The sequence below is a fragment of the Pseudomonas sp. GM41(2012) genome (assembly GCF_000282315.2).
Lineage (GTDB): Bacteria > Pseudomonadota > Gammaproteobacteria > Pseudomonadales > Pseudomonadaceae > Aquipseudomonas.
In genome coordinates this window covers 445,724-470,394 of record NZ_AKJN02000007.1, presented here as the reverse complement: position 1 = coordinate 470,394, position 24,671 = coordinate 445,724, and the positions used below count along the sequence as shown (strand labels likewise).

Here is a 24,671-nt window from a genome sequence, read left to right as displayed (position 1 = left end):
CCGACTCCTTATTCGTGCTCTGAACGTTCGAAAATCAAACAGCGAAGATCTTGCCCGGGTTCATGATGCCGTTCGGATCGAACACCGCTTTAACCGCTTTCATGTACTCGATCTCGACCGGCGAGCGGCTGTAGGTCAAGTAATCACGCTTGGTCATGCCCACGCCGTGTTCGGCGGAAATCGAACCGTTGTACTTCTCGACGGTTTCGAACACCCACTTGTTGACGGTCGCGCACTTGGCGAAGAACTCGTCCTTGCTCAGGTTTTCCGGCTTGAGGATGTTCAAGTGCAGGTTGCCGTCGCCGATGTGGCCGAACCAGACGATTTCGAAATCCGGGTAGTGTTCGCCGACGATCGCATCGATTTCCTTCAGGAACGCCGGCACTTTCGACACGGTGACCGAAATGTCGTTCTTGTACGGCGTCCAGTGGGAAATGGTCTCGGAGATGTATTCGCGCAGCTTCCAGAGGTTCTGCAGCTGGGTTTCGCTCTGGCTCATCACGCCGTCCAGCACCCAGCCCTGCTCAACGCAGTGCTCGAAGGTTTCCAGGGCGTGGTTGGCCACTTCTTCGGTGGTCGCTTCGAATTCCAGCAGCGCGTAGAACGGGCAATCTGTTTCGAATGGCGCGGGTACATCGCCCCGGCCCATGACCTTGGCCAAGGCTTTATCGGAGAAGAACTCGAAGGCGGTCAGGTCGAGCTTGCTCTGGAACGCGTGCAGCACCGGCATGATCGAGTCGAAATCGGCAGTGCCGAGGACCATGGCGGTGAGGTTTTTCGGCGCGCGGTCCAGACGCATGGTGGCTTCGACCACAAAACCGAGGGTGCCTTCGGCGCCGATGAACAGCTGACGCAGATCGTAACCGGTGGCGTTCTTGATCAGGTCTTTGTTCAGTTCCAGCAGATCACCTTTGCCGGTGACCACTTTCATGCCAGCGACCCAGTTACGGGTCATGCCGTAGCGAATCACCTTGATCCCGCCGGCATTGGTGCCGATATTGCCGCCAATCTGGCTCGAACCTGCCGAAGCAAAATCCACCGGATAGTACAGGCCTTTATCTTCGGCGACGTTCTGCAGGTGTTCGGTGACCACACCCGGCTGGCAGACCGCAGTGCGGTCGGTCATGTTCACGTCGAGGATCTGGTTCATGTAGTCGAAGGACACAACGACTTCGCCATTGGCAGCCACGGCAGCGGCGGACAGCCCGGTGCGACCACCGGACGGCACCAGCGCAACTTTGTGCTCATTGGCCCAACGGACAATGGCCTGGACCTGCTCAGTGGTCTTGGGGAACACGATGGCGGTCGGGGCCGGGGCGAAATGCTTGGTCCAATCCTTACCGTAAGCATTCAGGGAGTCGGCATCGGTCAGCACCTTGCCAGGCTCAACCAGGGTCTTCAGCTCTTCAATCAGGGCAGGATTGGTCATCGACAGAACTCTCGAACAATTCATGGTCATCCTGAGAACGCTTCACGTCGCAGGAATGAGTGTTTAGCGGGGTGCATATGCTAGCATACCGACCCCGCAGGATAGTGCCCAACGGCTATTCTGTGGCGACGGCTTTCTTGCCGTCGGGGTCAGCGTTCTGTGCCCTGCCTTATACGTACGTTCCTCTTTTGACGAGTGGCTGTTGCCGTCAAGCAAGGCGCCGCGACGAGTCATAGCTCGCTATGGGGAGGAGCGGCAACGCAGCATGACGGCAACAGACGCCGTCAAAAAGGAACAGTACGTATAAGGCAGGGCACTCTGACCATTCCTGCCATTTTTCTCCGGGATACAGGTTTACGCAGATGAGCAAGACTTCTCTCGATAAGAGCAAGATCAAGTTCCTTCTTCTCGAAGGCGTCCACCAATCGGCTGTCGACGTCCTCAAGTCGGCGGGCTACACCAGCATCGAGTACCTCACAGGTTCTCTGCCGGAAGCCCAGCTGAAGGAAAAGATCGCTGATGCGCACTTCATCGGCATTCGCTCGCGCACTCAACTGACCGAAGAGATCTTCGATCACGCGAAGAAACTGGTCGCTGTCGGCTGTTTCTGCATCGGCACCAACCAGGTTGACCTTAATGCTGCCCGCGAACGCGGCATCGCAGTGTTCAACGCTCCGTACTCCAACACTCGCTCCGTTGCCGAGCTGGTGCTGGCCGAAGCGATCCTGTTGCTGCGCGGCATCCCTGAGAAGAACGCTTCCTGCCACCGTGGCGGCTGGATCAAGAGCGCTGCCAACTCCTTCGAGATCCGTGGCAAGAAGCTCGGCATCGTCGGTTATGGCTCGATCGGTACTCAACTGTCGGTCCTGGCGGAAGGCCTGGGCATGCAGGTGTACTTCTACGACACCGTGACCAAGCTGCCTTTGGGCAACGCGACTCAGGTCGGTAACCTGACCGAGCTGCTGGGCATGTCCGACATCGTCACCCTGCACGTTCCGGAAACCGCTGCGACCCAGTGGATGATCGGCGAGAAAGAAATCCGTGCGATCAAGAAGGGCGGCATCCTGATCAACGCGGCTCGCGGCACTGTAGTTGAACTGCAAGCGCTGGCGGACGCGATCAAGGACAAGCACCTGATCGGCGCGGCCATCGACGTCTTCCCGGTGGAGCCACGCTCCAACGAAGAAGAGTTCGAAAGCCCGCTGCGTGGCCTGGACAACGTGATCCTGACTCCGCACATCGGCGGTTCCACCGCTGAAGCGCAAGCCAACATCGGTCTGGAAGTGGCTGAAAAACTGGTCAAGTACAGCGACAACGGTACCTCGGTATCGTCGGTGAACTTCCCGGAAGTGGCCCTGCCGGCTCACCCTGGCAAGCACCGTCTGCTGCACATCCACGAAAACATTCCGGGTGTGATGAGCGAGATCAACAAGGTCTTCGCCGAAAACGGTATCAACATTTCCGGTCAGTTCCTGCAGACCAACGAGAAAGTCGGCTACGTCGTGATCGACGTCGACGCCGAGTACTCGGAAATGGCGCAAGAGAAGCTGCAGCACATCAACGGCACCATTCGTTGCCGCGTGTTGTTCTGATAGTGACTTGAGTGACAAAAAAAGGAGACCTTCGGGTCTCCTTTTTCATGGGCGCGACTAACGCTACTTAACGTTGACCGTGATTTTTTCCGACACGATCGGCGGATCGAACGGCATGTGGCCGCTATCGCCCAGTTCCAGCTGCAAGGTGTGTTTGCCCGGCGTCAGCTTGATTTCTGCCTGGGTCTGCGCCTTGCCGAAGTGCAGGTGGTTGGCATCGTTGGGGATCGGCGCACCGGCGGCCGGCAGTTTGTCGACATCGATCAGCAGGTGGTGATGGCCGGTGTTCTTGGTGACATCGCCCGCTGGCGCCAGCGCAATGTTCTCGACAGCGAACTTGACGACGACGGTTTGCGGTACCGTGGCTCCGTCTGCAGGAGAAACGATGGACACTTCTGCACCTTTGGGAGCCGGTGTAGCCGCCGTTGCCAGCATCGAAGCCCCCATCAACAGGCCAGCCAATGCTGCTCGTGACATAAAGGTTTTCATTCTCTTCTCCAGTTTTTTCGTAAAATCCGCGTGGCCATGACAACTTCACGGCCATTCGTTGTCGAAGGCTCTCGACAACCATAGCAAAGCGAGCCTGAACAGAGCGTCGCGATAATGAATTCAAGGAGTGACCATGCGTTTTCTGCCTGGCCTGATCTGCCTGCTACCCCTTCTGAGCCCTTTGGCTCATGCCGAACTGATTGACGATGTAAACGACCGAGGCGAATTGCGTATTGCCCTTGAGGCTAATACACCGCGCTTCAATTTCAAGGAAGACGGCCAACTCTCGGGCTTCGAAGTCGAGTTGGGGCAACTGCTGGCCAACGAACTGGATGTGCGGGCAGACTTCGTCATTACCGATGCCGACGACCTGTTGACCGGTGTCGAAAGCGGTAAATACGACATCGCCATCAACCACATAGCAGAGACCCCGGACCTCAAGGATCGTTTCGATTTCAGCGAACCTTACATTCGCACTAATGCGCAATTGATCGCGCAGAAGGAAGAGCCTCGTTCGATTCTGCTGGTGCAGTCGCTGACGCAAGAGAAGCCGAAGACTGGCCCGGCAGTGAGCCTGGCGATTCCGTTTCAGAAAGGTAACCCGGCGTTTCATGCCAGCCTGGAAAACGCGCTGCAGCGGATCAAGGCGGATGGGCGACTGGAGGCACTGGAGCAGAAGTGGTTGGGAGCGGATGCGAGTGTGGCGCCCAAGCCCTGAAATCGCTGGAGATCTGAAGTGAAAGATAAACCTGTGGGAGCTGAGCTTGCTCGCGATGGGGCCATACCAGCCAACATTGATGTTGAATGTTAGGTCGCCATCGCGAGCAAGCTCAGCTCCTACAGTGGTTTTGTGTAGGGCGTTAGTTCAGGGTTGCCAGGGCCTGTGCGGCCAGCGGCAACTCGAGCTCACTGAAGACTTGCACGCCATGGCGCTTGAGCAATGCGGCAGTCACGCCTTCGCCACTCACCTTCACCCCACTGAACGTCCCGTCATAGGTCAACAGATTCCCGCAAGACGGGCTGTTGGCCTTGAGCACGGCAATGCGGATGCCGTGCTTTTGCACCAGTTCCAGCGCCTGATAAGCCCCCGAAAGAAACTCGGCGCTGACGTCCTCGCCCTCGGTGGTGATTACTGAGGCGTGGCCATCAAGCACTTCACTACCCTGCCCGCCCGGAATCTCTGCCGCTGCCCTTGGCGTCGGCAACCCGCCGGCCACCTCTGGACACAACGGCACCACCCGACCTTCATCAAGCCACTGCTGAAGCTGATCGAAAGGTCCACTGGCCCCGCCGTCATAACGTACGCGGTGGCCCAGCAGACAGCGGCTAACCAGAATTTTTTGCATGATCAGAACGGCTCGTTACCACGACGCCGGAACCAGCCGGTCAACGACAGGCGTTCGCGGGTCGCGGGCAGGACTTCATGGGGCACTTCACCCGACAGGAACACCACCAGGCATCCGCCGGCAGGCACTACATCATGTTCGACGCTTTCATCCAGGTACATGCGCAACTGCCCGCCGTGCTCGGGCAGCCAGGCATCGTTGAGATAGACCACCGCCGACACCATGCGCCGGTCGTCGTCGCGGAAACGGTCGACATGCCTGAGGTAGAACGCGCCCGGCGGGTACAGCGCGAAATGGCTTTCGAAATCTTCCAGGCCCAAAAACAAACCGCGATTCATCGCCTCGCGCAGGCTGTCCATCAAATCCAGATAGCTATCGCACGCCAACGCCTGGCCGGGCTCGATCCACTGGATATGGTCGCCGCGAATCCCCTCGCGAATCCCGGATGTCGACCCGCGCCCTACGGCGGCCGGGGCCAATTCGCCCTCGGCAGCACGTTTGCGGCACTCAGCCGCCAGTTCCCGGGTCAGACCCAGAGGAAGGAAAATATTCTGCTGCGACCAGCCGTGTTCGGCCAGGTCGTCGACGATACGTAACAGCAGCGGGTGATCAGAGGGTATTCGCATGCCGCGCATAGTATTCCTGTGCCTGAAAATCCGACAGAGCCGCGCAGCGGGTTGATACGAATTCTCGACAAGGACGAATGCCACACGGAGAATAGTCGCCTGCTGACAGGAGTCCCTATGCGCCGTTTGCTTTTTTCACTGTTGATGTTCTGTGTATTGCCCGCTTGGGCAGACGGCCACGACCAGTTGTACAAGGTCGCCGGTTGGCCAGAACAACGCGCGCATTTCAACGACGCTCTCTCGGCGGCTCAGCAGCGGTACCAGAACAGCCTGCCGCCGGCAGTGTTCCAGGCGCTGGTGAATAACAGCAATCAGCGCTTTGCCCCCCAGGCCGTGGACCAGCGCGCCGAAGCGCAATTGCGCAAGACCCTCGCCGATCCGAAACCTGCGCTGACATTCTTTCAGTCACCCCTTGGCAAAAAAATCGTGGCCGCCGAATTGCTCGCGACCCGTCGCGATCAGCTGGCAAAAAACGCCAAGGGTTTACCCAAGGTGCAGGCCAGCGACAGCCGCATGCTGATCATCGGCCATCTGGCCCAGGCCTTGCCCGCTCGCGAAGCCGGCGCTGAAGTCAGCCTGGCAATTGCCGGCGTCGCGGCCGACAGCCTCAGTTCGATGATCCCCGGCCTGCTCGGCGGTGGTCAGGCTCAAGGCATGTTGAACGGTCAGCGGCAGCGGTTGATGGACCAGATCGGCAGCGACCTGAACAACACGCTGTTGTATGTCTATCGCGACCTGTCGGATGAAGAACTGGAAGAGTTCGCGACCTTCGCCGAGTCCACCGAGGGCAAGGCTTATTACCAGGCAGCCTTGGCGGCGATTCGCGCGGGGTTGGCGGTGGGGCAGGACACTTCAAGTCTTCGCCAGTAATCTTCGGTGCCTTATAGATCGCTATCGCGAGCAAACTTTGCTCCTACGGATCAGTGGGGACCGCCATTTTTGCGAACGACCCAAATCCGTAGGAGCAAAGCTTGCTCGCGATGAGGCCCTGACGACCGCTAAAGATTCCGGCCTTTGATCCGCTTGGTCAAAAACCCGAAATACTCCCGCCGCAACGCCAGCGTTTCATTCGCCAGGTGATGCCGCGCCTCAGGCAACATCAGCACCTGCGGCCGATCGAACTTGCCCCGCAACACTTCAAGGTTATGCTCCCAATCCACGGTCATGTCCGCTTGCCCCTGCACAATCAGCGGTCGCCGCATGCTGTACGGTGCTGCTTCGATGCGCTTGATCCAGCGCGCCAACGCACCGACCCAGGCGGTCGGCAAACGGAGCGGCTGCAACGGATCGGCTTGCAGGAAGGGCAGAAAATCAGGGTCGTTGGAGTTCTCGCTGAAGCGCCGGGCGATGGCTTTGACGAAAGGCTTGAGCAGGTAATAGCTGAGTTGCGACCAGCCCCAGGCCCGCGGCCTTACCAACGGCGACAGTAAGATGACCTGGCCCTGGGCCGGACTGCTGGCGCCCTGATTGAGCACATGATCAATCACGATCGCGCCGCCCGTGCTTTGCCCGCACAAGTGCCACGGCTGCGGCAGATCGAGGGATTGCGCCTCGGCGAACAACCCTTGCAGCGTGTCCTGATACTCGGTGAAATCCTTGATGCTGGCCCGTTCGCCGCTAGACAGTCCGTGCCCCGGCAGGTCGCAGGCAATCACCGCAAAATTCTGATCCAGCGCCCACTCGATCACATGCCGGTAAAGCCCGGTGTGATCGTAAAAACCGTGGAACAAAAACAGCGTCGCCTTCGTCCGCTCGGGCCACCAGACCTGGCTGACCACGTCATAACCATCGACCGCGAAACGCCCAAGGCCACTGCGCACGTTGCGCCCCGCAAAATCCAGCCCGTAGAAATGCTGGTAAGCCAGCGCTTCCTCCGACAGCGGCTGCCAGTCGGCCAGCGGCCGCAGGCTGGCACGCAGGTGATCGGGGTCGAAAGTGGCAGACATGAGCAATTCCAGAACACGAAACGGACTTTATGGGCCTGCGATATTCATCTGTTGGGGCAAGCATGGCAAGCTAGCGCACCTTCGAGGACTGAAATCCATGCGCTCGCCCTACCGCGCCACACTGCTTGCCAGCCTGCTCGCCCTCGTGTGTGCCGGTGTGCTGTGGGCTGCTTACGACTGGTTTCAGGGCCGCTACCTGCGAGCGTTCAGCGAGCGCACCGCGGTGTTCTCCGGCGACCCGCTGCGCCTGCCTGACAACCTCGCCGGCCCCGGCGCCATCCGCCTCGTGCACTTCTGGGACCCGGCCTGCCCGTGCAACGTCGGTAATCAACAACACCTGAGCGAACTGGTTGAGCGTTATGTACCGCAAGGCGTGGAGTTTTATGCGGTACAAAAACCCGGCAGCCACGGTCAGTTGCCGAACACCTTAAGCAGCCTGAAAAGCATCGCCGTCCTGCCAGGTTCCGAACAGATCCCCGCGAGCCCGGCCGTGGCGATCTGGGATCGCAGCGGCAAACTGGCGTATTTCGGCCCGTACAGCGAAGGCCTGACCTGCAATTCGAATAACAGCTTTATTGAGCCGATTCTGCAAGCGTTGAGCGAAGGCCGCGCGGTGAATGCCACGCACACACTGGCCGTGGGTTGTTACTGCCCGTGGCCTGTCGACGCTGTGAAGTAAGGCTGACAGGAGACGCGAATCCCTCCTAAGTGCGATGGCCATGTCGGCAAGCCGTGTTAAACAGTGGCGCCAGGGAATTGCTGCCACGATAACAACAAGGAATCACCATGAAACGTAGCCTGACCGTTCTCGCCCTGCTGATTGTTGCGCTCGCCGCAGGTGCAGGCTGGTACGTCTACAGCAAGCAGCCGACACGCCAAGGCATGGTGGAACTGCAGCACCTGCAAGGTTCGGTCACCGTGCGCTATGACGAGCGCGGCATCCCGCACATCCGCGCCGAGAACGAAACCGACCTGTACCGCGCCCTCGGCTACGTGCACGCCCAGGACCGGCTGTTTCAGATGGAAGCCCTGCGCCGCCTCGCCCGCGGCGAACTGGCCGAAGTACTGGGCCCAAAGCTGCTCGACACCGACAAGCTGATGCGCAGCCTGCGCATTCGCGAACGCGCCGACACCTACCTGGCGAACATGGACAAACAATCGCCGGCCTTTATCGCCATGCAAGCTTATCTGGATGGCATCAACCAGTATCAGGACAGCCATCCAAAACCTGCGGAGTTTGATGTGCTGGGCATTCCCAAACGCCCGTTCACCGCCCAGGACACCATCAGCATTACCGGTTACATGGCCTACAGTTTTGCCGCAGCGTTTCGCACCGAACCGTTGCTGACCTACGTGCGCGATCAGTTGGGCGCCAACTACCTGAACGTCTTCGATCTCGACTGGCAGCCCAAAGGCGTGCTGGCGAAAAACCGCAGCGCTGCCATGCCACCCCTCGCCAGTACCGACTGGAAAGACCTCAACGCCCTCGCCCGCCTCAGCGAGCAGGCACTGGCCGACAACGGCTTGCCGCAGTTCGAGGGCAGCAACGCCTGGGCCGTCTCCGGCAGCCATACCAAAAGCGGAAAACCGCTGCTGGCCGGCGACCCGCATATCCGTTTTTCCGCGCCGTCGGTGTGGTATGAAGCGCAGCTCTCGGCGCCGGGTTTCGAGCTCTACGGCCACTATCAGGCATTGATGCCGTTCGCCTCTCTCGGGATGAACCGCGACTTCGGCTGGAGCATCACCATGTTCCAGAACGACGACCTCGATCTGATCGCCGAGAAGGTCAACCCGGACAACTCCAATCAGGTCTGGTATCGCGGCAAGTGGGTGGACATGGTGACCAGCGAACAGCAGATCGCGGTCAAGGGCCAGGCACCGGTGACATTGGTGCTGCGCCAGTCGCCCCACGGTCCGATCGTCAACGATGCGTTGGGCAGCGGCGTCGGTAAAACGCCGATCGCCATGTGGTGGGGTTTCCTTGAAAGCCAGAATCCGATCCTTGAAGGCTTCTATCAGCTCAACCGCGCCGACACCCAGGCCAAGGCGCGCAGTGCCTCCGCAAAGGTCCAGGCGCCGGGCCTGAACATCGTCTGGGCCAACGCCAAGGGCGACATCGGTTGGTGGGCAGCGGCGCAACTGCCAAAACGTCCGGCGGGTGTGCGTCCGGGGTTCATCCTCGATGGCAGCACCGCCGACGCGGACAAGGAAGGTTTTTACCCGTTCAGCGCCAACCCACAGGAAGAGAACCCGGCACGCGGTTACATCGTCTCGGCCAACTTCCAGCCAGTGACGCCGACCGGCATGGAGATTCCCGGCTACTACAACCTGGCCGATCGAGGTCAGCAGCTCAATCGCCAGCTCAGCGACAAAACCATCAAGTGGGATCTGGACGCCAGCCAGAAGCTGCAACTGGGCACTACCACCGCTTACGGCCCGCGCTTGCTGGCGCCGTTGTTGCCGGTACTGCGTGAGGTGGTGAGCGATCCCGCCGAACTCAAACTGGTTGAGCAACTGGCCCAATGGAAAGGCGACTACCCGCTCGACTCCACCAGCGCCACGCTATTCAACCAGTTCCTGTTCAACCTGGCTGACGCGACGATGCACGATGAGCTGGGCAATGATTTCTTCGAGACGTTGCTGTCGACCCGGGTGATTGATTCCGCACTGCCGCGCTTGGCCGCGACTGCCGATTCACCGTGGTGGGACAACCGCAACACCCTCGGCAAGGAAACCCGCGCCGATACGGTCAAGGTTGCATGGCAGGCGAGCATCGCGCATCTCAAAACCACCCTCGGCGGCGATTTCGCGCAATGGCAGTGGGGCAAGGCGCACACGCTGACCCATGGCCATCCGCTGGGGCAACAAAAGCCGCTGGACCGGATCTTCAATGTCGGCCCGTTCGCGGCACCCGGCACCCATGAAGTACCGAACAACCTCTCGGCCAGGATCGGCCCGGCGCCTTGGCCTGTGACTTACGGTCCGTCGACGCGGCGCCTGATCGACTTCGCCGACCCGACCCACAGCCTGACCGTCAACCCGGTTGGCCAGAGTGGCGTACCGTTCGACAGCCACTATGACGACCAGTCTGAGGCGTATATCGAAGGGATTTACTACCAGGCGCACCTCAACGACGAAGAAGTCACGGCCAACACCCGCAGTACGTTGAAGCTGTTGCCGGCGCGGTCAGGGCAATAGATTTGTGTTGACCGGGCTGACGCCATCGCGAGCAGGCTCACTCCCACAATGGATCTTCATTGGACACAAATATTGTGTGCGCCGACGATCCAATGTGGGAGTGAGCCTGCTCGCGATGAGGCCCTGACAAGCAACATAAATGTCAGTTCAAACCATCGCCGCAAAGTTCAGCCTGAACTGCTGTGGCGTCACGCCCAGCCTGCGGTTGAACACACTGCGCATGTGCTGGGCATCGCGAAATCCGCACTGATAAGCCACGGTCTTCAGCGGCGAGTGGGTGCTTTCAAGCAGCACCCGCGCCGCATCCACCCTGGCCCGTTCGACGAATTCCGCCGGGGTGACTTTCGCCTCTTTGGCAAACACCCGGGAAAAGTTGCGGGCACTCATGTTGGCGGCGTTGGCCAGGTCGGCAATCGCCAGGTCGCCCGTCAGGTTGGCCAACACATAGAGCTGCACCAACGCCACGGCAGAAGTGGGTTCGGCGTGTGGCGTGAGGAATGGGCTGAACTGTGACTGCCCGCCCGAGCGCTGAGTGAACACCACCAGTCGCTTTGCCACACTCAGCGCTACTTCCGGCCCGTGATCCCTGGCCAGCAAGTACAGCGACAGATCAATCCCCGCCGTGACACCCGCCGAGGTGTAGAGCTCGCCGTCCTCCACGTAAAGACGATCCGCCTCGACCTGAGTCGACGGGCACAACTGCGCCAGCGCCGCGGCGTCGCCCCAGTGGGTGGTGACCGTTCGCCCTTCCAGCAATCCGGCCCGGGCGAGCATGAACGCGCCGTTGCAGATCGAGCCAAAGCGTTGCGCCTGCGCGCAGGCATCGCGCAGCCAGGTATCGAATGCCGCACCAAAATCCATGAACGGCAACTGCGGCCCACCGGCCACCAGCAGCAAGTCGTAGGCCTCCAGCGCTTCGCTGAAATGCCGATGGGCATTGAGTGACAAACCGTTGGAACACGCCATCACCCCGCGCTCGACGCCAATCACCTCCAGTCGATAGTGATCGGGGGGCTCAAGGAAACGATTGGCTTCGCAAAACACATCCATGGGACCGGTGACGTCCAGGGACTGAACGCCGGCGAAGACCACGATGGCAACGGTTTTACTCATGGTTCGAAGGCCTCTAGGAATCACGCTTACCTGTGGCGAGGGGATTTAGCGAAACGTCGCACCGCCCCGTTGGAGTGCGCAGCGCTCCCAGGCTTTTTGGGGCCGCTTCGCAGCCCAACGGGGATAAATCCCCTCGCCACAAAAGCTTATTCGCCGAGACCAAACTTAGCCAATCCGTGTGCAACAAGCGAGGTTGGCGCGATATGCATGCTCATTGGCCGGGATCGCAGCCATGGATCGATTGTCCGGTTTGGGGTGCGCGGACAGACTGACTCCATCAGCGCCGCCACGGCGTCCCCCATGAGGACAGCAGCATGAGCAGCATCATCGCCGGTATCAAAATCCCCGACAGCGCGTTGACCAAAGCCACCACGGAATACATTCGCGACGTCGAATCAGACCTGCTGTATCACCACTCGCGCCGGGTGTTTCTGTTCGGTGCCTTGAGCGGCGAACGCAAGCAACTGACCTACAACCCCGAACTGTTGTACGTCGGCGCGATGTTCCATGACTTGGGTCTGGTGGAGGGTCATCGCACTGACGACGAGCGCTTCGAAGTCGATAGCGCCAACGCTGCCAAAGCATTCCTCAAGCCTTACGGTTTGTCCGACGATGATATCGAACAGGTCTGGTTGTCGATTGCCCTGCACACCACACCGGGCGTGCCGCAACACCTGCGGCCTAATGTGGCGCTGGTCACCGCGGGCGTTGAAATGGATGTGTTGGGCATCGATTACGCAGCGTTCCCCAGCGCGCAACGCGAAGCAGTGGTGCATGCCCACCCGCGTGGCGAAGGGTTCAAGGAGTGCATCCTGTGTGCGTTTGCCAATGGCTTCAAACACAAGCCGGATACCACGTTTGGCACCGTGAACGCGGATGTGCTGGTGGATAGCGAGCCAGGCTTCAAACCGATGAACTTCGTCGAGATCATCCGCAAGTCCCCTTGGATGTCGTAAAACAACTGTGGGATCTGGCGTGGCCACTTATTCGTGGCCAACCTTCAAGCCGCTTCCGGCGCCTGCTGGGCGCGACGCACGTCCGGTTGTTTCCAGGAGTCGGCAGCGCCTTCTTCGATCGCCTGCTGGATCGCACGCTTGCGACTTTCTTCGGCACGACGGCTGAAGAACCAGACCAGGAACGTCATCAGCGATACCGCCAGCAAAATCAGACTGGCCACGGCGTTGATCTCGGGTTTCACGCCCAGACGCACCGCCGAGAACACTTCCATCGGCAAGGTCGTCGAACCTGGGCCCGATACGAAGCTCGCCAACACCAGGTCATCCAGGGACAAGGCGAACGACATCATGCCGCCGGCCCCCAAGGAGGGCGCGATCATCGGGATGGTGATCAGGAAGAACACCTTCCATGGCCGCGCGCCAAGGTCCATGGCCGCCTCTTCGATGGACAGGTCCAGCTCACGCAAGCGCGCCGAGACCACCACCGCCACATACGCCGCACAGAACGTGGTGTGGGCGATCCAGATGGTGATGATGCCGCGTTCCTGTGGCCAACCGATCATCTGCGCCATCGCCACGAACAGCAGCAACAGCGACAGACCGGTGATCACTTCAGGCATCACCAGCGGCGCGGTGACCAGGCCACCGAACAGCGTGCGACCCTTGAAGCGGGTGATACGGGTCAGCACAAACGCCGCCAACGTACCCAGCACCACCGCCGCCACCGCCGTGTAGCAGGCGATTTCCAGCGAGCGCACCACCGAGCCCATCAGTTGGGTGTTGTCCATCAAGCCGACGTACCACTTGATCGACCAGCCGCCCCACACCGTCACCAGTTTCGAGGCGTTGAACGAGTAGATCACCAGGATCAGCATCGGCGCGTAGATGAACAGCAAACCCGCCACCAGCATGAAACTTGAGAAACGGAAGCGCTTCATTCTTTACCCTCCATTTCCTTGGCCTGACTGCGGTTGAACAGGATGATCGGCACAATCAGGATCGCCAGCATCACCACCGCCAGGGCAGACGCCACCGGCCAGTCACGGTTGTTGAAGAACTCTTGCCAGAGCACTTTACCGATCATCAGGGTTTCCGGACCGCCGAGCAGTTCCGGGATCACGAACTCGCCCACCACCGGAATGAACACCAGCATGCAGCCGGCGACGATGCCGTTCTTGGACAAGGGAATGGTGATTTTCCAGAAGCTGTTGAACGTGCTCGACCCCAGGTCGGAGGCGGCTTCCAGCAGGCTGTTGTCGTGCTTCACCAGGTTGGCGTAGAGCGGCAGGATCATGAACGGCAAGTACGAATAAACCACGCCGATGTATACCGCGAGGTTGGTGTTGAGGATCTGCAGCGGTTCGTCGATCCAGCCCATGGTCATCAGGAAACCATTGAGCAGACCGTTGTTGCTGAGGATGCCCATCCACGCATAAACGCGGATCAGGATCGCGGTCCAGGTCGGCATCATGATCAGCAGCACGAGTACCGTTTGCAGCTCTTTGCGGGCACTGGCAATGGCGTAGGCCATCGGGTAGCCGATCAGCAAACAGAGGACGGTGCTGATCAGCGCCATCTTCAACGAGCCGAGGTAGGCGGCGATGTACAACTCGTCGCCGGCCAGCATCGCGTAGTTGCTCAGGTTAAGCAGCAACTGCACCTTTTGGTCGAGGTAGCTGTAGATCTCGGTGTACGGCGGAATGGCCACGTCCGCTTCGGCGAAGCTGATCTTCAGGACAATGAAGAACGGCAACATGAAGAACATGAACAGCCAAATGAACGGAACCCCGATGACCATCTGACGGCCACCGGGAATTATTCGACTGAGTCGGCGTTTGAATTTGCGCATGTTCATGAGCGAAGTACCACGCCGCTGTCGTCTTCCCAATACACGTAGACCTGGTCACCCCAGGTTGGGCGCTGACCGCGGCGCTCGGCGTTGGCGACGAAGGACTGGACGATCTTGCCACTCGGCAGTTCGACGTAGAACACCGAGTGGCCACCGAGGTAGGCGATGTCGTGCACCTTGCCGCTGGACCAGTTGTATTCGCAAGTCGGCATGGTCGGCGTCACCAGCAGTTTTTCCGGACGGATCGCGTAGGTCACGGATTTGTCCTGCACCGAGGTGCTGATGCCGTGGCCCACGTAAATCTGGCGGTCCAGGTCCTTGCAGGTGATGGTCGCATGACCTTCGGCGTCATCGATCACTTCACCGTCGAAGATGTTGACGTTGCCGATGAACTCGCAGACCAGACGGCTGGTCGGGGTTTCGTAGATGTCGATCGGGCTGCCGATCTGGGCGATCCAGCCCAGGTGCATGATCGCGATGCGCTCGGCCATGGTCATGGCCTCTTCCTGGTCGTGGGTCACCATGACGCAGGTTACGCCGACCCGCTCGATGATCTCGACAAGCTCAAGCTGCATTTGCGAACGCAGCTTCTTGTCCAGAGCACCCATCGGTTCGTCGAGCAGCAATAGCTTCGGCCGCTTGGCCAGGGAACGCGCCAGGGCCACACGCTGACGCTGGCCACCGGACAACTGATGCGGCTTGCGCTTGGCGTATTGCGTCATCTGAACCAGCTTGAGCATGTCCGCGACACGGGCATCGACTTCAGCTGCGGGGATTTTGTCCTGTTTGAGGCCAAATGCGATGTTCTGCGCGACGGTCATGTGCGGGAACAAGGCGTAGGACTGGAACATCATGTTGATCGGCCGCTCGTACGGCGGCATGTCGGTGATGTCTACGCCATCGAGGAAAATGCGCCCCTCCGTGGGCCGTTCGAAGCCTGCGAGCATGCGCAGCAACGTGGATTTGCCCGATCCCGAACCGCCGAGCAGGGCGAAAATCTCGCCTTTCTTGATTTCCAGGGACACATCGTCCACGGCAATCGTCTCGTCGAATTTCTTCGTGACCCGGTCGATTTTGACCAACACCTGTTTAGGTGATTGGTCGCCCTCGAGGGCTTTCTTATAGGCGCCGGAGGCAACTGCCATTTACGAAACTCCCAGAAAAAAAGAGTGCAGTTCGCTCAAGGTGAGCCAACCTTGGATAGTTTGAGCCTTGTCGCTATTTACCCGACTTGACCTTGGTCCAGCTGCGGGTCATCAAACGTTGAATGTTTGGTGGTAACTCGATAGACACGTAAGTCTTGTCGAGGACTGCTTGTGGTGGATAAACCGATTCGTCCGTGCGGATTGATTGCTCCATCAATTTGTCCGAGCCAGGGTTGGGGTTCGCGTAGCCAACCGAATCGCTGACCTGTGCAATCACTTCAGGCTTGAGCAAATAGTTGATGAAGGCATGGGCTTCCTTGACGTTGGCCGCATCCTTGGGGATCGCCAACATGTCGAACCAGAGCGCGCCGCCCTCTTTCGGAATCGAGTAGGCGATGTTCATGCCTTTGCCGGCTTCAGCCGCCCGGGCCTTGGCCTGGAACATGTCGCCGGAAAAACCGATCGCCACGCAGATATCGCCGTTGGCCAGGTCCGCGATGTATTTGGACGAGTGGAAATAGGTCACGTAAGGCCGCACCGCGAGCAACTTGGCTTCGGCCTTTTTGTAGTCTTCGGGGTTGGTGCTGTTGGCGTTCAGGCCCATATAGTTGAGGACCGTGGGCATCATTTCATCGGCGGAGTCGAGGAACGCCACGCCACAGCTGTGCAGTTTCTTGATGTTCTCTGGTTCGAACACCACATCCCAGGAATCGATCTTGTCGAGGCCCAGTACAGCCTTCACTTTGTCGACGTTGTAACCGATGCCGTTGGTGCCCCACAGATACGGCACGGCGTACAAGTTACCCGGATCGTTCTGTTCCAGGCGCTTGAGCAGCACCGGGTCGAGGTTGGAATAGTTAGGCAGCTTCGACTTGTCGAGCTTCTGGAAAGCGCCCGCCTTGATCTGCTTGCCCAGGAAGTGGTTGGACGGCACGACCACGTCATAACCAGTACGCCCGGCCAGCAACTTGCCTTCCAGGGTTTCGTTGGAATCAAAGACGTCATACACCGGCTTGATGCCGGTTTCTTTCTGGAAGTCTGCCAGGGTCGTCGAACCGATATAGTCCGACCAGTTATAAATATGCACGGTGCCAGCGGCCTGGACACTAACGGCAAGCGTCAGTCCGGCGCCGACCAGCAGTGCATTGCGCAACAAAGAAAAAACAGGCACGTGGAGGTCCTCTAAAATTAGTTGGGCCCAAGTTGCCCCGCGTTACATGACAGCGTTGGCTGCCTGGCAACAAAACCGGCGCGCAACTTACCCTCGAAAAACCGTTCCAGCAAAACTTTCTGTCATTTAATTACACCGGCTGCCGTCACCGCGCAGGCGACGACAGCAGGTGATTGCCTCAAACCGGCTTACTTACCGGATTTGATCTTGGTCCAACTGCGAGTCAGGAGTCGCTGGGTCGCGGCCGGCAGGTCGGCAATCGCGTACAGCTTGGCCAGCACGTTCGCTGGCGGGTAGATGCCTGGATCGCTGGTGATGTCTTTATCAACCAACGGGGTGGCAGCCGCGTTACCGTTCGGGAAACGCACGGCGTTGGTGATTTCAGCCATGATTTCCGGCTTCTGCAGGAAGGTCATGAACTTGTAGGCGCCTTCGACGTTTTCGGCATCTTTAGGGATGGCGACCATGTCGTAGAAGCTGCCAGCACCTTCTTTCGGAATGTTGTAGCTGACTTTCACCTTGTCACCGGCTTCAGCTGCACGGGACTTGGCCTGGTAGATGTCGCCCGAATAACCTACGGCTACGCAGATGTTGCCGTTGGCCAGGTCGGAGATGTATTTGGACGAGTGGAAGTAGGCGATCGAAGGACGGACCTTCATGATCAGCGCTTCAGCCTTGTCGATGTCTTCTTTCTTCTGGCTGTCGGTTGGCAGGCCCAGGTAGTGCAACGCCACCGGAATCATCTCGGTTGGCGAGTCCAGCAAGCTGATACCGCACGACTTCAACTTGGCAGCGTTTTCAGGCTTGAAGATCAGGTCCCAGGAATCGGTCGGTGCGTCGGCACCCAGTGCAGCCTTGACCTTCTCGGCGTTGAAGCCAATACCGATCGAACCCCACATGTACGGGAACGCGTGTTCGTTGCCCGGGTCACTTACCGATACGGCTTTAAGCAGGTCAGGGTTCAGGTTCTTCCAGTTAGGCAGCTTGGACTTGTCGAGCTTCTGGTAAACACCAGCCTTTATCTGCTTGGCCAGGAAGTTGTTCGACGGCACGACGATGTCGTAGCCGGACTTGCCTGCCAGCAACTTGGCTTCCAGGGTTTCGTTACTGTCGAATACGTCGTAAACAACCTTGATCCCCGACTCGGCTTCGAACTTCTTGACGGTATCCGGTGCGATGTAATCGGACCAGTTGTACACGTGAAGAATCTTGTCGTCCGCCTGAACTGCGCCCGCCATCACGCCCATCAGGGACATGGCGAGGAGGGTCTTGCCAGTTATCTTCATACCTAATGCCTTCATGGGTAATGCTCCAATTTTTCTTTTTAACCACGTGTTCAGCGGCCTTTCCTGGGCATCTGAAACAACCGGTAGTCTGGCAAGATCCAAGGCAGGCTTTCAAGGAAAGACCCATCCTTTGTTTGCGCTGAGCGAAGTGCACACGTCACACCCCGCTCAGAGCCTAGCACTTAGCCCTGCAATGCACTCAGGGTCAGGTCCAGACACTTGCGTGCCTTGGTCACCAACTCATCGATTTCAGCCGGTGTAATCACCAGTGGCGGAGCGATGATCATGGTGTCGCCCACGGCGCGCATGATCAGGCCGTTTTCGAAGCAGAACGTGCGGCAAATCATGCCGGCGCCCTTGCCTTCGTAACGCTTGCGAGTGGCTTTGTCCTTCACCAGCTCGATTGCCCCCAGCAGACCTACCCCACGCACTTCCCCCACCAACGGGTGATCGTTCAGTTCCCGTAGACGCTTTTGCAAATAGGGTGCCGTTTCTGCATGAACGCGCTCGATAATTTTTTCTTCGCGCAGGATGCGGATGTTCTCCAGTGCCACCGCAGCAGCCACCGGGTGCCCGGAATAGGTGAAACCGTGGTTGAAATCGCCACCTTCGTTGAGCACCGCCACCACTTCGTCACGCACGATCAGGCCACCCATAGGGATGTAGCCGGACGTCAGGCCTTTGGCGATGGTCATCATGTCGGGTTTGAGGTCGTAGAAATCGGTACCGAACCACTCACCGGTGCGGCCGAAACCACAGATCACTTCGTCAGCCACGAACAGGATGTCGTACTTGGTGAGGATTTCCTTGATGCGCGGCCAGTAGGTGTCTGGCGGAATAATCACGCCGCCGGCACCCTGGATCGGCTCGGCAATAAAGGCACCGACGTTGTCCACGCCGACTTCCAGAATCTTCTCTTCCAGCTGATTGGCCGCCCAGATACCGAACTCTTCCGGTGTCATCTCGCCGCCTTCAGCGAACCAGTACGGCTGCGCGATGTGGACGATGCCCGGGATCGGCAAGTCGCCTTGTTCGTGCATGTACGTCATGCCACCCAGGCTCGCGCCGGCCACGGTCGAACCGTGATAACCGTTCTTGCGGCTGATGATGACTTTCTTCTTCGGCTGGCCCTTGATCGCCCAGTAGTGGCGAACCATACGCAGCATGGTGTCGTTGCCTTCAGAGCCGGAACCGGTGAAGAACACATGGTTCATGCCTTGTGGCGCGATGTCGGAGATGGCCTTGGCCAGTTCCAGCACCGGCGGGTGAGCCGTCTGGAAGAACAGGTTGTAGTAAGGCAGTTCACGCATTTGTTTGCTGGCGGCATCGGCCAGTTCATCGCGACCGTAGCCGATGGCTACACACCACAGACCGGCCATGCCGTCGAGGATCTTGTTGCCTTCGCTGTCCCAGAGGTAAACGCCCTTGGCGTTGGTGATGATCCGCGGGCCTTTCTCTTTCAGCTGCTTGAAATCGCTGAACGGGGCCAGGTGGTGATCGTTGCTCAGGGTTTGCCATTCACGGGTTTGCGGGTTGTTGCTGGTCATGCGAATTCTCCTAAGATTTTTCGGTGAAGGACGCGGCAATTTACAGCCGCGCCCGGCGCATCAGACGGCGAAGAGCAGGAATTCCCGCTCCCACGAACTGATCACGCGCTTGAAGTTTTCATGCTCGGCCCGCTTGACCGCGACGTAGCCAGTGATGAATTTCTTGCCCAGGTATTTCTCGATAGTCGCGCTGTGTTCCATGCGTTCCAGCGCGTCTTCGATGGTCAGTGGCAGGCGCAGGTTGCGGCGTTCATAGCCACGGCCCACCACCGGCGCACTCGGGTTCAAGCCTTCGACCATGCCGATGTAACCGCAGAGCAGGCTCGCGGCAATCGCCAGGTACGGGTTGGCGTCGGCGCCCGGCAGGCGGTTTTCCACCCGACGGTTTTGCGGCCCGGCATCCGGAACCCGCAAGCCCACGGTACGGTTCTCTTCGCCCCACTCCACGTTCACCGGTGCCGAGGTGTCCGGCAGGAAGCGGCGGAACGAGTTGACGTTCGGGGCGAACAGCGGCAACAACTCGGGGATCAGTTTCTGCAAACCACCGATGTGGTTCAGGAACAGCTGGCTCATGCTCCCGTCTTCATTGGAGAAGACGTTCTTGCCGGTCTCGATGTCGATGATGCTCTGGTGCAAGTGCATCGCACTGCCCGGCTCGCCGGTCATGGGCTTGGCCATGAAGGTGGCTGCCACGTTGTGCTTGAGCGCGGCTTCGCGCATGGTGCGCTTGAACACCAGGATCTGGTCGGCCAGGGACAGGGCATCGCCGTGACGGAAGTTGATTTCCATCTGCGCCGTGCCGTCCTCGTGGATCAGCGTGTCGAGGTCCAGTTCCTGCAATTCGCACCAGTCATAGACATCTTCGAACAGCGGATCGAATTCGTTTGCCGCTTCAATCGAGAAGGACTGGCGACCGGTTTCCGGGCGACCGGAACGGCCAATCGGCGGTTGCAGCGGGAAGTCCGGGTCTTCGCAGCGCTTGGTCAGGTAGAACTCCATTTCTGGCGCCACGATCGGCTGCCAGCCTTTGTCGGAATAGAGTTTCAGCACCTTTTTGAGCACGTTGCGCGGCGACAGCTCGATCGGGTTGCCTTGCTTGTCGTAGGTGTCGTGGATTACCTGAGCGGTGGGCTCGATGGCCCAGGGCACAAGGAATACCGCGTTCTGGTCGGGGCGGCAGATCATGTCGATGTCGGCCGGGTCGAGCAGTTCGTAATAGATGTCGTCTTCGACATAGTCGCCGGTCACGGTCTGCAACAGAACGCTCTCGGGCAGGCGCATGCCTTTTTCGGCAATGAACTTGTTGGTCGGCGAAATCTTGCCCCGGGTGATCCCGGTCAAGTCGGCGATCATGCATTCGACTTCTGTGATCTTGTGGTCTTTCAACCAATCGGTGAGCTGGTCGAGGTTGTTACTCATAAATGCCTCTTAGGCTGAGTTTCCTGACTCTAATAAGTCAGGCGTTGTTTGACGCATCGGCGTCGCGTTGTAATGCGCGCTTACGACAGGCATTGCCAAATGCCTGGAAGATCGCAAGGTAATCCGGGTTTGAGCTTACCTGCCATTCAGGATGCCATTGCACTCCCAAAGCAAAACCCTTGCCCTGCGGGACCGAGACTGCCTCGATCAACCCATCAGGCGCCAAGGCTTCGACGCAAAGGCCCGGCGCCAGACGTTCAACGCCCTGACCATGAATCGAATTGACCTGTATCTCGCTCGCCAGGCCCAGACCTGCAAGCACACCACCCGGCTGAATGTGCACCGGGTGACTTGGCGCATACTGTCCTTCAAGCGGTAGGCTATCGTCTTCACGGTGATCCATGAATGGACCGGCTTCGTGGACTTTTTGATGCAGGCTGCCGCCGAACGCCACATTCATTTCCTGGAAGCCGCGGCAAATGCCAAGCACGGGAATACCGGCCTCGACAGCGGCGCGGATCAACGGGAGGGTGGTGGCATCTCGTGCAGAATCATGAGCAGTGCCCGGCGCGCTGGCTGGGCCGCTATAGTGAAACGGTTCTATATTGGAAGGAGAGCCTGTAAAGAGGATGCCATCCAGACCGTCCAGAATATCGGACGGTGCCAGCAAATCGGCCAGGGACGGAAGAATCACTGGCAGCCCCTTGGCCGCTGAGGCCACGGCGCGGACGTACTTGTCGCCACTGATGTGATAAGCATGCAGACCGATCTGCTTAGAGCAGGCGGTGACGCCGATTAACGGCAGGCGAGACATGAAGCACCCCGGTATTATTGGTGTTATGGGTTTGAATCGAGCTTAGCCTTGTTCATTTTTTTACACAACACCCCCGTAAAAAATACAACACGGCCCGCTCCAGCCCGCAGACGCTAAAGCGCTCAAAGGCATAAAAACGCCCCAAAGTGCCTCAAAAAAGCCCAATGGGTGCTTTTTTAGGGCAAAAAAGGCCTCGCTTGACTTCGGCATGCCGTTCGGGTTGACTGGAATCCGAAGAGATCAATGATTGATATTTTTAACAACAAAGGTGTTGCATCATGTCGGTACCCCCGCGTGCCGTTCAGCTTAACGAAGCGAACGCGTTCCTTAAGGAACATCCTGAGGTTCTGTACGTTGACCTTCTGATTGCGGATATGAATGGTGTGGTGCGCGGCAAGCGCATTGAACGCACCAGCCTCCACAAGGTTTACGAGAAAGGCATCAACCTGCCGGCCTCTCTATTTGCTCTGGATATCAATGGCTCGACGGTGGAAAGCACCGGCCTGGGCCTGGACATCGGCGATGCTGACCGAATCTGCTATCCAATCCCTGACACCCTGTGCAATGAGCCTTGGCAAAAGCGCCCTACCGCGCAACTGTTAATGACCATGCACGAACTTGAAGGTGAACCTTTCTTCGCGGATCCCCGTGAAGTTCTGCGTCAAGTTGTTGCCAAGTTCGACGAGATGGGTCTGACCATCTGCGCCGCGTTTGAACTGGAGTTCTACCTGATCGACCAGGAGAACGTGAACGGTCGCCCACAACCGCCTCGCTCGCCGATCTCCGGCAAACGCCCGCATTCGACCCAGGTTTACCTGATCGACGACCTCGACGAATACGTCGACTGCCTCCAGGACATTCTGGAAGGTGCGAAAGAGCAAGGCATCCCTGCCGACGCAATCGTCAAGGAAAGTGCCCCGGCGCAGTTCGAAGTGAACCTGCACCACGTTGCCGACCCGATCAAGGCCTGCGACTACGCAGTCCTGCTAAAACGTCTGATCAAAAACATCGCCTACGACCATGAGATGGACACCACGTTCATGGCCAAGCCTTACCCGGGCCAGGCGGGCAACGGTCTGCATGTCCACATCTCGATTCTTGATAAAGACGGCAAAAACATTTTTGCCAGTGAGGATCCCGAGCAGAACGCCGCACTGCGTCACGCGATCGGCGGTGTGCTCGAGACCCTACCGGCGCAGATGGCTTTCCTCTGCCCGAACGTCAACTCCTACCGTCGTTTCGGCGCACAGTTCTACGTGCCGAATGCACCGTGCTGGGGTCTGGATAACCGTACTGTTGCGGTGCGTGTGCCGACCGGTTCCGCCGACGCGGTCCGTCTGGAACACCGCGTTGCCGGCGCCGATGCCAACCCGTACCTGCTGATGGCTTCGGTCCTGGCGGGCGTGCACCACGGCCTGACCAACAAGATCGAGCCGGGCGCACCCGTGGAAGGCAACTCCTACGAGCAGAACGAGCAAAGCCTGCCGAACAACCTGCGCGATGCATTGCGTGAGCTGGACGACAGCGAAGTCATGGCCAAGTACATCGACCCGAAATACATCGATATCTTCGTCGCGTGTAAAGAGAGCGAGCTGGAGGAGTTCGAACACTCCATCTCCGACCTCGAGTACAACTGGTACCTGCATACCGTGTAAGCGGTTGCAGTAAAAACAACGCCGCCGGCTGACAAAGCCTGCGGCGTTTTTTTATGGCCGAACACAGACATTGTGGCGAGGGGATTTATCCCCGTTCGGCTGCGAAGCAGTCGCAAAACCTCTGTACGCGATACGCCTGACACACCGCAGCTGCAGGCTTTGGGGCCGCTTCGCGACCCAACGGGGATAAATCCCCTCACCACAGGGGATATGGAACATCTGCCCGCTCTGCGTACAATGCCCGCTGCCCCGCAGGAGACTTCAATGACGCGCACCGCCACCATTCGCAAACCCCGCGCTCGCAGCCAGGCCCGGATCGATTCGATACTCGATGCCGCCCGCACGCTGCTGGCTGCCGAGGGCGTGGCCAGCCTGTCGATCTACAGCGTCGCCGAACGCGCGGAGATCCCGCCCTCCTCCGTCTACCACTTCTTTGCCAGCGTCCCGGCGCTGCTCGAAGCCCTGACGGCCGACGTCCATGCTGCATTCCGTGCCTGCCTGCAAGCGCCCATCGACCACGACGCCCTCAACGGCTGGCGCGATCTTTCGCGACTGGTGGAGCAGCGCATGCTCGACATCTATGACGAAGACGCCGCCGCCCGCCAACTGATCCTTGCCCAGCACGGGCTGACCGAAGTCACCCAGGCTGACCGTCAGCACGACATCGAACTCGGCGACTTGATGCACAAGCTGTTCGACCATCACTTCGAACTGCCGAGGCTGCCGAGTGATGTGGATGTGTTTGCCTTGGCGATGGAGCTCGGCGACCGCGTCTATGCGCGCTCGGTGCAACAACACGGACAGATAACGTCGCGCATGGCCGAAGAAGGCATGCGGGTATTCGATGCCTATCTGGGCCTGTATTTGCCACCCTATTTGCCCAAGCGCACCGTTTGATTATTCGCTGACCATCCCGGCCTCATCGCGAGCAGGCTCACTCCCACATTGAATTAGTATCGGGCACACAATTCATGTTCACTGGAGATCAACTGTGGGAGCGAGCCTGCTCGCGATAGCCGCACCGCTGATTTACCGGAAAACACGCATAAAAAACCCCGAAGGGCTTAAACCGTTCGGGGTTGTTGTTTGC

22 protein-coding genes are annotated in these 24,671 nt (G+C 58.9%); 8 read left to right on the top strand and 14 right to left on the bottom strand.

Annotation, left to right across the window (positions count from 1 at the left end; genetic code table 11):
* Positions 1–34: 34 nt before the first annotated feature.
* Positions 35–1,429, bottom strand: a complete 1,395-nt coding sequence (locus PMI27_RS12340; protein ID WP_033053391.1) for an FAD-binding oxidoreductase — start codon at positions 1,427–1,429, stop codon at positions 35–37.
* Positions 1,430–1,791: 362 nt separating this feature from the next.
* Between PMI27_RS12340 and serA the strand changes: the two genes are divergently transcribed.
* Positions 1,792–3,021: a phosphoglycerate dehydrogenase gene (gene serA, locus PMI27_RS12345; RefSeq protein ID WP_008150498.1), complete on the top strand. Its 1,230-nt coding sequence runs from the start codon at positions 1,792–1,794 to the stop codon at positions 3,019–3,021.
* A gap of 63 nt (positions 3,022–3,084) precedes the next feature.
* Here the strand turns inward: serA and PMI27_RS12350 are convergent, their stop codons facing one another.
* Positions 3,085–3,510, bottom strand: coding sequence for a DUF4399 domain-containing protein (locus PMI27_RS12350; RefSeq protein ID WP_008150497.1), 426 nt, complete (start codon positions 3,508–3,510; stop codon positions 3,085–3,087).
* A gap of 133 nt (positions 3,511–3,643) precedes the next feature.
* Between PMI27_RS12350 and PMI27_RS12355 the strand changes: the two genes are divergently transcribed.
* The gene (locus tag PMI27_RS12355; RefSeq protein WP_008150495.1) at positions 3,644–4,228 is read left to right on the top strand and encodes a transporter substrate-binding domain-containing protein; all 585 of its coding nucleotides are present in this window, start codon (positions 3,644–3,646) and stop codon (positions 4,226–4,228) included.
* A gap of 142 nt (positions 4,229–4,370) precedes the next feature.
* Here PMI27_RS12355 and PMI27_RS12360 read toward each other — a convergent pair whose 3' ends face one another.
* Positions 4,371–4,856 (bottom strand): DUF523 domain-containing protein, encoded by a 486-nt coding sequence (locus PMI27_RS12360; RefSeq protein WP_008150488.1) that lies wholly within the window; start codon positions 4,854–4,856, stop codon positions 4,371–4,373.
* A 2-nt stretch (positions 4,857–4,858) separates the two neighbouring features.
* Positions 4,859–5,491 (bottom strand): 2OG-Fe(II) oxygenase, encoded by a 633-nt coding sequence (locus tag PMI27_RS12365; protein WP_008150487.1) that lies wholly within the window; start codon positions 5,489–5,491, stop codon positions 4,859–4,861.
* A 108-nt stretch (positions 5,492–5,599) separates the two neighbouring features.
* On the opposite strand from PMI27_RS12365, the gene PMI27_RS12370 reads away from it, so the two are divergent.
* Complete coding sequence (locus tag PMI27_RS12370; protein WP_008150486.1) at positions 5,600–6,352, top strand: DUF2059 domain-containing protein; 753 nt, start codon at positions 5,600–5,602, stop codon at positions 6,350–6,352.
* A 128-nt stretch (positions 6,353–6,480) separates the two neighbouring features.
* On the opposite strand, the gene PMI27_RS12375 is transcribed toward PMI27_RS12370, so the two are convergent.
* On the bottom strand, positions 6,481–7,428 hold the full coding sequence (locus PMI27_RS12375; RefSeq protein WP_008150483.1) for an alpha/beta hydrolase: 948 nt from the start codon (positions 7,426–7,428) through the stop codon (positions 6,481–6,483).
* 97 nt (positions 7,429–7,525) lie between these two features.
* Here PMI27_RS12375 and PMI27_RS12380 point away from each other — a divergent pair, with 97 nt between their 5' ends.
* Complete coding sequence (locus PMI27_RS12380; protein ID WP_008150480.1) at positions 7,526–8,107, top strand: DUF6436 domain-containing protein; 582 nt, start codon at positions 7,526–7,528, stop codon at positions 8,105–8,107.
* Positions 8,108–8,214: 107 nt separating this feature from the next.
* The gene (locus tag PMI27_RS12385; protein WP_008150467.1) at positions 8,215–10,626 is read left to right on the top strand and encodes a penicillin acylase family protein; all 2,412 of its coding nucleotides are present in this window, start codon (positions 8,215–8,217) and stop codon (positions 10,624–10,626) included.
* A gap of 147 nt (positions 10,627–10,773) precedes the next feature.
* Here the strand turns inward: PMI27_RS12385 and PMI27_RS12390 are convergent, their stop codons facing one another.
* Positions 10,774–11,739, bottom strand: coding sequence for a GlxA family transcriptional regulator (locus PMI27_RS12390; protein ID WP_008150465.1), 966 nt, complete (start codon positions 11,737–11,739; stop codon positions 10,774–10,776).
* 314 nt (positions 11,740–12,053) lie between these two features.
* Here PMI27_RS12390 and PMI27_RS12395 point away from each other — a divergent pair, with 314 nt between their 5' ends.
* Positions 12,054–12,695: an HD domain-containing protein gene (locus PMI27_RS12395; RefSeq protein WP_008150463.1), complete on the top strand. Its 642-nt coding sequence runs from the start codon at positions 12,054–12,056 to the stop codon at positions 12,693–12,695.
* Between the two features lie 44 nt (positions 12,696–12,739).
* Here PMI27_RS12395 and PMI27_RS12400 read toward each other — a convergent pair whose 3' ends face one another.
* From PMI27_RS12400 to PMI27_RS12435, 8 genes are all read right to left on the bottom strand, one after another.
* Entirely contained in the window at positions 12,740–13,633 is an 894-nt protein-coding gene (locus tag PMI27_RS12400) for an ABC transporter permease subunit (RefSeq protein WP_008150461.1), read from the bottom strand.
* Positions 13,630–14,511: an ABC transporter permease subunit gene (locus tag PMI27_RS12405; RefSeq protein WP_177327868.1), complete on the bottom strand. Its 882-nt coding sequence runs from the start codon at positions 14,509–14,511 to the stop codon at positions 13,630–13,632. The genes PMI27_RS12400 and PMI27_RS12405 overlap by 4 nt, the downstream gene beginning before the upstream one ends.
* A 35-nt stretch (positions 14,512–14,546) precedes the next feature.
* Positions 14,547–15,689 carry an ABC transporter ATP-binding protein gene (locus tag PMI27_RS12410; RefSeq protein WP_008150457.1) on the bottom strand — a complete coding sequence of 381 codons (1,143 nt, stop codon included), beginning with the start codon at positions 15,687–15,689 and terminating at the stop codon, positions 14,547–14,549.
* A 73-nt stretch (positions 15,690–15,762) separates the two neighbouring features.
* Positions 15,763–16,860, bottom strand: a complete 1,098-nt coding sequence (locus PMI27_RS12415; protein ID WP_008150456.1) for a polyamine ABC transporter substrate-binding protein — start codon at positions 16,858–16,860, stop codon at positions 15,763–15,765.
* Between the two features lie 188 nt (positions 16,861–17,048).
* Positions 17,049–18,146 (bottom strand): polyamine ABC transporter substrate-binding protein, encoded by a 1,098-nt coding sequence (locus PMI27_RS12420; protein ID WP_033053390.1) that lies wholly within the window; start codon positions 18,144–18,146, stop codon positions 17,049–17,051.
* Positions 18,147–18,328: 182 nt separating this feature from the next.
* Positions 18,329–19,693, bottom strand: a complete 1,365-nt coding sequence (locus tag PMI27_RS12425) for an aspartate aminotransferase family protein (protein ID WP_008150454.1) — start codon at positions 19,691–19,693, stop codon at positions 18,329–18,331.
* Positions 19,694–19,753: 60 nt separating this feature from the next.
* Positions 19,754–21,112, bottom strand: a complete 1,359-nt coding sequence (locus tag PMI27_RS12430; protein WP_008150453.1) for a glutamine synthetase family protein — start codon at positions 21,110–21,112, stop codon at positions 19,754–19,756.
* A 37-nt stretch (positions 21,113–21,149) separates the two neighbouring features.
* Complete coding sequence (locus tag PMI27_RS12435) at positions 21,150–21,926, bottom strand: gamma-glutamyl-gamma-aminobutyrate hydrolase family protein (protein WP_008150451.1); 777 nt, start codon at positions 21,924–21,926, stop codon at positions 21,150–21,152.
* Positions 21,927–22,204: 278 nt separating this feature from the next.
* Between PMI27_RS12435 and PMI27_RS12440 the strand changes: the two genes are divergently transcribed.
* The gene (locus tag PMI27_RS12440; RefSeq protein WP_008150449.1) at positions 22,205–23,581 is read left to right on the top strand and encodes a glutamine synthetase family protein; all 1,377 of its coding nucleotides are present in this window, start codon (positions 22,205–22,207) and stop codon (positions 23,579–23,581) included.
* A gap of 264 nt (positions 23,582–23,845) precedes the next feature.
* Entirely contained in the window at positions 23,846–24,478 is a 633-nt protein-coding gene (locus tag PMI27_RS12445) for a TetR/AcrR family transcriptional regulator (RefSeq protein WP_008150446.1), read from the top strand.
* Positions 24,479–24,671 lie beyond the last annotated feature (193 nt).